This is a genomic window from Streptococcus wuxiensis (genome assembly GCF_040888245.1).
Classification (GTDB): Bacteria; Bacillota; Bacilli; order Lactobacillales; family Streptococcaceae; genus Streptococcus; species Streptococcus wuxiensis.
Genome location: NZ_JBFNFE010000003.1, coordinates 224080 through 232481, shown reverse-complemented (window position 1 = coordinate 232481; position 8402 = coordinate 224080). Strand labels below are relative to the sequence as shown.

Annotated in this window: 7 protein-coding genes and 1 tRNA gene; 6 read left to right on the top strand and 2 right to left on the bottom strand. The window is 38.6% G+C overall.

What is annotated here, in order from left to right; all coding sequences use genetic code 11:
* Nucleotides 1-12 precede the first annotated feature (12 nt).
* A tRNA-Cys gene (locus AB2B47_RS05580) sits at nt 13-83 on the bottom strand.
* A 179-nt stretch (nt 84-262) separates the two neighbouring features.
* Between AB2B47_RS05580 and AB2B47_RS05575 the strand changes: the two genes are divergently transcribed.
* From AB2B47_RS05575 to AB2B47_RS05550, 6 genes are all read left to right on the top strand, one after another.
* The gene (locus AB2B47_RS05575) at nt 263-2245 is read left to right on the top strand and encodes a peptide ABC transporter substrate-binding protein (RefSeq protein ID WP_320693820.1); all 1983 of its coding nucleotides are present in this window, start codon (nt 263-265) and stop codon (nt 2243-2245) included.
* Between the two features lie 65 nt (nt 2246-2310).
* Entirely contained in the window at nt 2311-3807 is a 1497-nt protein-coding gene (locus tag AB2B47_RS05570; protein ID WP_320693819.1) for an ABC transporter permease, read from the top strand.
* Nucleotides 3807-4733, top strand: coding sequence for an oligopeptide ABC transporter permease OppC (oppC, locus tag AB2B47_RS05565; RefSeq protein ID WP_320693818.1), 927 nt, complete (start codon nt 3807-3809; stop codon nt 4731-4733). The genes AB2B47_RS05570 and oppC overlap by 1 nt, the downstream gene beginning before the upstream one ends.
* An 8-nt stretch (nt 4734-4741) precedes the next feature.
* The gene (locus AB2B47_RS05560; protein ID WP_320693817.1) at nt 4742-5809 is read left to right on the top strand and encodes an ABC transporter ATP-binding protein; all 1068 of its coding nucleotides are present in this window, start codon (nt 4742-4744) and stop codon (nt 5807-5809) included.
* A 10-nt stretch (nt 5810-5819) separates the two neighbouring features.
* A complete protein-coding gene (locus AB2B47_RS05555; RefSeq protein ID WP_006147851.1) occupies nt 5820-6746 on the top strand; it encodes an ATP-binding cassette domain-containing protein in 927 nt (308 codons plus the stop codon).
* Between the two features lie 155 nt (nt 6747-6901).
* The gene (locus AB2B47_RS05550; protein WP_006147852.1) at nt 6902-7102 is read left to right on the top strand and encodes a hypothetical protein; all 201 of its coding nucleotides are present in this window, start codon (nt 6902-6904) and stop codon (nt 7100-7102) included.
* 242 nt (nt 7103-7344) lie between these two features.
* Here the strand turns inward: AB2B47_RS05550 and AB2B47_RS05545 are convergent, their stop codons facing one another.
* Nucleotides 7345-8385, bottom strand: coding sequence for an SIALI-17 repeat-containing surface protein (locus AB2B47_RS05545; RefSeq protein ID WP_320693822.1), 1041 nt, complete (start codon nt 8383-8385; stop codon nt 7345-7347).
* Between the last annotated feature and the right edge of the window lie 17 nt (nt 8386-8402).

Genomic DNA, 8402 nt, shown 5'->3' with positions numbered 1-8402 from the left:
TTACTACAAAAAAGGCGGTAGACGGATTTGAACCGACGATCAAGCTTTTGCAGAGCCGTGCCTTACCACTTGGCTATACCGCCTTAACTTTTATTATTATACCTTGAAAATTGTTTCTCGTCAATAGTTTTCTTTTCTGAAAACATAAGATTCAAATGTTTAAAAAAACATGCGACAAAATATTCTGAAAATTCGTTTACTTTTTAAAAAAACTGTGGTATAATTTTCAATATCCACAATTTAAAACGAGGAGTTTATAAATATGAAAAAAAGTCGGATTCTTGCAGTAGCAGGTGTTGCCTTACTTGCTACAGGTGTTCTTGCAGCTTGCGGTTCTTCAAAATCATCTAATGATGCAGAGGCTCCAAAAGCTTACGGTTATACATATACCGCTGATCCAGAAACTTTGGATTATCTTATCTCTGGTAAACAAAGTACAAAAGTGGCTACATCAAATGGTATTGATGGACTCTTTACGAATGATAAGTATGGTAACCTTACTCCTGCAGTCGCTGAAGACTGGTCAGTATCTCAAGATGGATTGACATATACATACAAGATTCGTAAAGGTGTAAAATGGTTCACATCTGATGGTGAAGAATATGCAGAAGTAACTGCAAATGACTTTGTTACAGGTTTGAAACACGCAGCCGACAATAAATCAGCTGCTCTTTACCTAGCACAAAATTCTGTAAAGGGATTGGCTGACTATTTATCAGGGACTAATACAGACTTTTCTGCAGTAGGTATTAAAGCTGTTGATGATTACACTCTTCAATATACATTGAACCAACCTGAACCATACTGGAACTCTAAATTATCTTATGGAATCTTCTGGCCTTTGAATGCAGAGTTTGAAAAATCAAAAGGTTCAGACTTTGGTAAGGCGACAGATCCAACATCATTGCTTTACAATGGTCCATTCTTGCTTAAGGGATTGACAGCTAAGTCTTCTATCGAATTTGCAAAGAATGATCAGTATTGGGATAAAGACAATGTTCACATCGATACTGTAACACTTTCTTACTATGATGGTTCAGACCAAGAGTCACTTGAGCGTAACTTTACAAATGGTGCATATAGTTATGCACGTCTCTTCCCTACTAGCTCAAACTATTCTAAAGTAGCAGAAACATATAAAGATAATATCTACTATACCCCACAGGGAGCTGGTATTGCTGGTTTAGGTGTTAACATTGACCGTCAAAGTTATAAATATACATCAAAAACAACTGACGAGGAAAAGACTTCTACTAAGAAAGCTCTTCTTAATAAAGATTTCCGTCAAGCTTTGAACTTTGCATTTGACCGTACTGCATACTCTGCTCAACTTAATGGTGAAAAGGGAGCTCCTCTTGCTGTTCGTAACCTCTTTGTAAAACCAGAGTTTGTGTCTGCTAACGGTAAAACATTTGGGGACATGGTAACTGAAAAAGTTGCTACTTATGGTGATGAGTGGAAAAATGTAAACCTTGCTGATGGTCAAGATGGACTCTTCAATGCGGATAAGGCTAAAGCTGAATTAGCTAAAGCGAAAACTGCTCTAGAAGCTGAAGGTGTGAAATTCCCAATCCACTTGGATATTCCAGTAGACCAAACATCTAAAGGTTACATTGCTCGTATCCAGTCATTCAAGCAATCAGTTGAAACTACACTTGGAACTGAAAATGTAGTGATTGATATCCAACAAATCACTACAGACGAACTACACAATATCACATACTACGCAGCTAGCGCAGCTGCAGAGGATTGGGATCTTTCAGGTGCAGTTGGATGGAACCCTGACTATGAAGACCCATCAACATACCTTGATATCTTGAAAACAACTAATAGCGAAACAACTAAGACTTACATGGGATATGACAATCCATCTAACCCAGCAGTTGCTCAAGTTGGTTTGAAAGAATATGATAAATTAGTTGATGAAGCTGGAAATGAAACAAGCGATCTTGCGACTCGTTATGAAAAATATGCAGCAGCTCAAGCTTGGTTGACAGATAGCTCACTCTTCCTTCCTGCAATGGCATCTTCAGGAGCAGCTCCTATTATCTCTCGTGTTGTTCCATTCTCAGCATCTTATACTCAATCTGGTGATAAAGGTTCAGATGTTTACTTCAAATATCTTAAATTGCAAGCTAACACTGTAACTGCTAAAGAGTACAAAGAAGCTCGTGAAAAATGGCTCAAAGAAAAAGCTGAATCAAACGAAAAAGCTCAAAAAGAATTAGCGAGCCACGTGAAATAAATAATGCTCATCAGAACTTTCTCTCCAAAAGGAGAAGGTTCTTTTGGGATTTTAAAGGAAATAATATGAAAAAATATGTTTTTATGCGTATCTTGCGGTCGTTAGTTTCTATCTTTTTAGTAACGACCTTGATTTACACAATCATCTATACGATGGTTCCACGGAAGTTGATCTTCAAACAAGATACTAACTACAATAAAATTGCAACAACAGCTGATAAACGTGATAACTATGAAAATACCGTTTTTGAGCGTATGGGTTATATCGAATATTACGATACAAAAGAGTTGCAGGAAAAAGCTAGTAGCATTGACCCTTCTGTAACTGTTGATGCAAACGATACAAATAAAGCTATCTACGAAAAATATATCCAACAACTTGGTAACGGTTGGACTTTGGGTGAGTTTACAGAGAGTGGTCAATTCTATGCTACTCGTGAAATCCCTATTTTCGAGCGTGTGTTCAAATTCTATGCAAACTTACTTGAAATTGACCATACAAACAAGATTCAAGACCCGGAAAATCCTAATTTAGAGCGTTATTTGCGATTTGAAAACGATCCGGCTATTGGATGGTCTCTAGTAGGTTCAGGGACTAAACATAAATACCTCTTGTACTTCAACAGTCAATTCCCATTTGTTCACCAAAACTTTGTCAACTTGAACTTAGGAGATTCTTACCCAACTTATGCCAATACTCCTGTTCTTCAAGTTATCACACAAGGTCAAGGACAAACCAAGACTTCAGAAGTTCAATTCCCAACTGGTAAGAAAACATCATCAGTTAACATTTACTCAAGAACCTACAAATCTCCAAGTCAAGCAGATGCACGTGAAGTAGCAAACTATGGTAAGGATGATCCTTATACAGCTACTGAAAGTAATTATCAATATCCTTCAATGATTACAAGCTCTGCTATCACAGGTTTGATTGGTCTTGCTATTTCATACGCGATTGCAATTCCACTTGGTTCTGCAATGGCTCGTTACAAAAATACATGGATTGATAGTTTCTCTACAGGAGCTTTGACCTTCTTACTTGCTCTTCCAACGATTGCCCTTGTATACATCATTCGTTTGATTGGTTCTTCAATTGGATTCCCAGATTCATTCCCTATCTTGGGTGCTGGAGACTGGCGTTCATATGTTTTACCTGCAGTGATTTTGGGCTTGTTGGGTGCACCTGGTATGGCAATTTGGATTCGTCGTTACATGATTGACTTACAATCTCAAGACTTCGTTCGTTTTGCACGTGCAAAAGGTCTATCTGAGAAAGAAATTTCAAACAAACACATCTTTAAGAACGCTATGGTACCACTCGTTTCAGGTATTCCAGGTTCTATTATTGGTGTTATCAGTGGAGCAACTCTTACAGAAACAGTCTTCGCTTATCCAGGTATGGGTAAAATGTTGATCGACTCAGTAAAAGCATCAAATAACAACATGGTTGTTGGTCTCGTATTTATCTTCACTTGTATCTCAATCTTCTCAAACCTAGTTGGTGATATTTGGATGACTATGATTGACCCACGTATTAAACTGACAGAGAAAGGAGGCAAATAATGTCTACAATTAGTAATGATAAATTTCAATTTGTAAAACGTGATGATTTTGCCTCTGAAGCAATTGATACTCCTGCTTATTCATACTGGGGTTCTGTCTTTAGACAGTTTTTGAAGAAAAAATCAACAGTCATCATGCTCGGTATCTTGATTGCCATCGTTTTGATGAGTTTCATCTATCCAATGTTCTCAGATTTTGACTTTAACGATGTAAGTAAGGTAAATGATTTTAGTGCTCGCTATATCAAACCGAATGGTGAATATTGGTTCGGTACAGATAGTAACGGGAAATCTCTCTTTGATGGTGTCTGGTTTGGAGCTCGTAACTCTATCTTAATTTCTGTAATTGCGACCTTTATCAACCTTGTTATCGGTGTGATTGTAGGTGGAATCTGGGGTATTTCAAAATCAGTAGACCGTATCATGATGGAAGTCTACAACGTTATCAACAATATTCCATCGCTATTGATCGTTATCGTTTTGACTTACTCTATCGGAGCAGGTTTCTGGAACTTGATTTTTGCCATGAGTGTAACTACATGGATTGGTATTGCTTATTCAATCCGTATTCAAATCATGCGTTATCGTGATTTGGAGTACAACCTTGCTTCACGCACACTCGGAACTCCAACATACAAAATTGTCATTAAAAATATCATGCCACAATTGGTATCTGTTATTGTTACGACTACATCACAAATGCTTCCGGCATTTATCTCGTATGAAGCTTTCCTTTCATTCTTTGGACTCGGATTGCCGATTACAGTTCCAAGTTTGGGACGTTTGATCTCAGATTATTCTCAGAACGTAACGACAAATGCCTACCTCTTCTGGATTCCATTGACAACTTTGGTCTTGGTTTCTTTATCACTATTCATTGTTGGACAAAACTTAGCCGATGCTAGTGATCCACGTACACATAGATAGGAGTAGAAATGACGAATAATAAAAATGTAATTTTATCTGCTCAAGATATTGTCGTGGAATTTGATGTTCGTGACAAAGTTTTGACCGCTATTCGCGGAGTTTCTCTTGAGTTGATTGAAGGAGAAGTTCTTGCCTTGGTTGGAGAATCAGGTTCGGGTAAATCAGTTTTGACAAAAACTTTTACAGGAATGTTAGAAGAAAACGGGCGTATCGCTCAGGGGAGCATCGATTACCGTGGACAAGACCTAACAGCACTTTCGTCTCACAAGGATTGGGAACAAATTCGTGGGGCAAAGATTGCAACTATCTTCCAAGATCCGATGACTAGTTTGGATCCAATCAAAACAATCGGAAGCCAAATTACTGAGGTTATCATTAAACACCAAGGGAAAACAGCAAAAGAAGCAAAAGAAATGGCTATTGACTACATGAATAAGGTTGGTATTCCTGATGCTGAAAAGCGTTTTGAGGAGTATCCATTCCAATATTCTGGAGGGATGCGTCAACGTATCGTTATCGCTATTGCTCTTGCATGTCGCCCAGATGTTTTGATCTGTGATGAGCCAACAACTGCCCTTGATGTGACGATTCAGGCTCAGATTATTGACTTGTTGAAGTCTCTACAAAATGAATATCACTTTACAACTATCTTTATCACACATGACCTCGGTGTTGTAGCAAGTATTGCAGATAAAGTTGCAGTTATGTATGCTGGTGAGATTGTTGAGTACGGTACTGTTGAAGAAATCTTTTATGATCCTCGTCATCCCTATACTTGGAGCCTACTATCAAGTTTGCCACAGTTAGCTGATGATAAAGGAGAACTATATTCAATTCCAGGTACTCCTCCATCACTATATACAGAATTAAAAGGTGATGCATTTGCTCTTCGTTCAGATTACGCAATGAAAATTGATTTCGAAGAAAAAGCACCTCAATTTGCTGTGTCAGATACTCATTGGGCTAAAACTTGGTTGCTTGATGAACGAGCTCCAAAAGTTGAAAAACCAGCAGTAATTTCAAATTTACATGACAAGATTCGTCAGAGAATGGGTCTTGTTCATCTAGAAAACTAGGAGGAAGGAAATGTCTGAAAAATTAGTAGAAATTAAAGACTTAGAGATTTCCTTCGGTGAAGGAAGCAAAAAGTTTGTAGCCGTTAAAAATGCTAACTTCTTTATCAACAAAGGTGAAACTTTCTCTCTAGTTGGTGAGTCAGGTAGTGGTAAAACAACGATTGGTCGTGCAATTATCGGTTTGAATAATACCAGTAAAGGGGATATCCTCTTCGAAGGTAAAAAGATCAACGGTAAAAAATCACGAGCTCAAGAAGCTGAAGTAATCCGTCGTATTCAAATGATTTTCCAAGACCCTGCTGCTAGTTTGAATGAGCGTGCAACGGTTGACTATATTATTTCTGAAGGTCTTTATAATTTCCATCTATTTAAGGATGAGGAAGAAAGACAAGAAAAAGTTAAAAAAATCATTAGTGAAGTTGGACTTTTGGCTGAACATTTGACACGTTATCCTCATGAGTTTTCAGGTGGACAACGTCAACGTATTGGTATCGCTCGTGCCTTGGTTATGCAACCTGACTTTGTAATCGCAGATGAGCCGATTTCAGCCTTGGACGTTTCAGTTCGTGCCCAAGTTTTGAACTTGCTCAAGAAATTCCAGAAGGAATTGGGCTTGACCTATCTCTTTATCGCCCACGATTTGTCAGTAGTTCGTTTTATCTCTGATCGTATTGCGGTAATTTATAAGGGTGTTATTGTTGAAGTGGCTGAAACTGAAGAATTGTTTAACAATCCAGTTCATCCATACACACAAGCACTTTTATCAGCTGTGCCGATTCCAGATCCAATCTTGGAACGTAAGAAAGTTTTGAAAGTCTATGATCCAGACCAACATGACTATGAAACAGACAAACCTTCTATGGTTGAAATTCGTCCAGGTCATTACGTTTGGGCTAACCAAGAAGAATTGGAACGCTATAAAAAAGAAATGAAATAATCACTAAAGTTTTATAATCTAGCTAGAAGGCTTCTAGAAAGATTATGAAACTTTTTTATTTTGCAGATAAAAAGTTGATAATCTATATAAATTTGATATACTGAATACAATAAGAACTAATCTGTTAGAAATGACATGAACTAGGGGAGAATCACATGGACAACCAACCAAATTTTTTTACAGGAATGGCTAGAATTATTGGGACATGCCTCTGGGTAAAAGGAATGGAAGTACTGACTGAGAAGAAGGAATCTGAGCCAAAAGCCTTAGAGGTTGTTAAATTTCTTGCGGCTTATAAAATGATATCTGCTCTGCCTTGGATTGCGGGACTTCCTAGAAAGGAAGATAAAAAATGAAATTTATTTGGGATATTTTATTTTATATCCTAGTCAAGCCACTGATTATGATTGTAGAATTCATTTGGTATCACATTTGTTTATTTTTTTATGAATTCCTTTTGAATTTGTTATATTCGATTTTTAACTGGATTTATAACTGGCTTTTTAGTTTATTTTAAAAGACTCTGAAAGAAATCAAAAGGATGAGTAATTTACTCATCCTTTTTCTATTTATCTAAATCTTTATAGATTTATTGGGATCACTCTTTTTTACCTTTTAGCAAGAAGGCTGCAGCTAAAGCTAAGCTGAGACTTGCCATGAAGAGGAGTGGGCTGGCCTCTCCTCCAGTGGCAGGAAGTTGTTTGTCATTTGTAGAATTTTCACCATTGAGCTGGTTTTTATTTGCTAATGGACTAGCTTCTTCGATTTGACTTGAGCTTGGTTGTTGGACTTCTGTTTCAGTCTTGTAGACGATAGCATAAGTAGTCAAATCAATGGTGAGAAACTCAAGCATGCCATCACGAATTGTGAAATCTTGTGCTTTCAAGTCTTTTTCTGAACTGAAGCGATAGAATTCTTGGACTGTGCCAGAAATTGGTAACCGAACCAGTACAGCACCTTTTGCTTGGATTAGTTGACCATTTTCATTCTTGAGTTGAATGTCGTAGGCATCATATTTCTTGCCCAAGAGTTCTTGCTTGTCTACTTTCTGGATTTCAAGATAACTTGCTTCACCTAGCTCATTTGATCCACTGATGACTTGAACTCCGGTAGCCTGGTCTTTTAAGGCTTTGAGTTTAAACTCAGGAAGAGAGATGATAGGCGCCGCTTGGTCGCTCGCAGTACCGATCGGGCCAGTGTATTCAGGAATATCGACGATAGGCGCCGCTTGGTCGCTCGCAGTACCGATCGGGCCAGTGTATTCAGGAATATCGACGATAGGCGCCGCTTGGTCGCTCGCAGTACCGATAGGGCCAGTGTATTCAGGAATATCCACGATAGGCGCCGCTTGGTCGCTCGCAGTACCGATACGCCCAGTGTATTCAGGGATATCTACAATAGGCGCTACTAGGTCGCTCGCAGTACCGATAGGCTTAGTGTATTCAGGACTATCCACGATAGGCGCCGCTTGGTCGCTCGCAGTACCGATACGCCCAGTGTATTCAGGGATATCTACAATAGGCGCTACTAGGTCGCTCGCAGTACCGATAGGCTTAGTGTATTCAGGACTATCCACGATAGGCGCCGCTTGGTCGCTCGCAGTACCGATAGGCCCAGTGTATTCAGGGATATCTACAATAGGCGCTACTTGGTCGC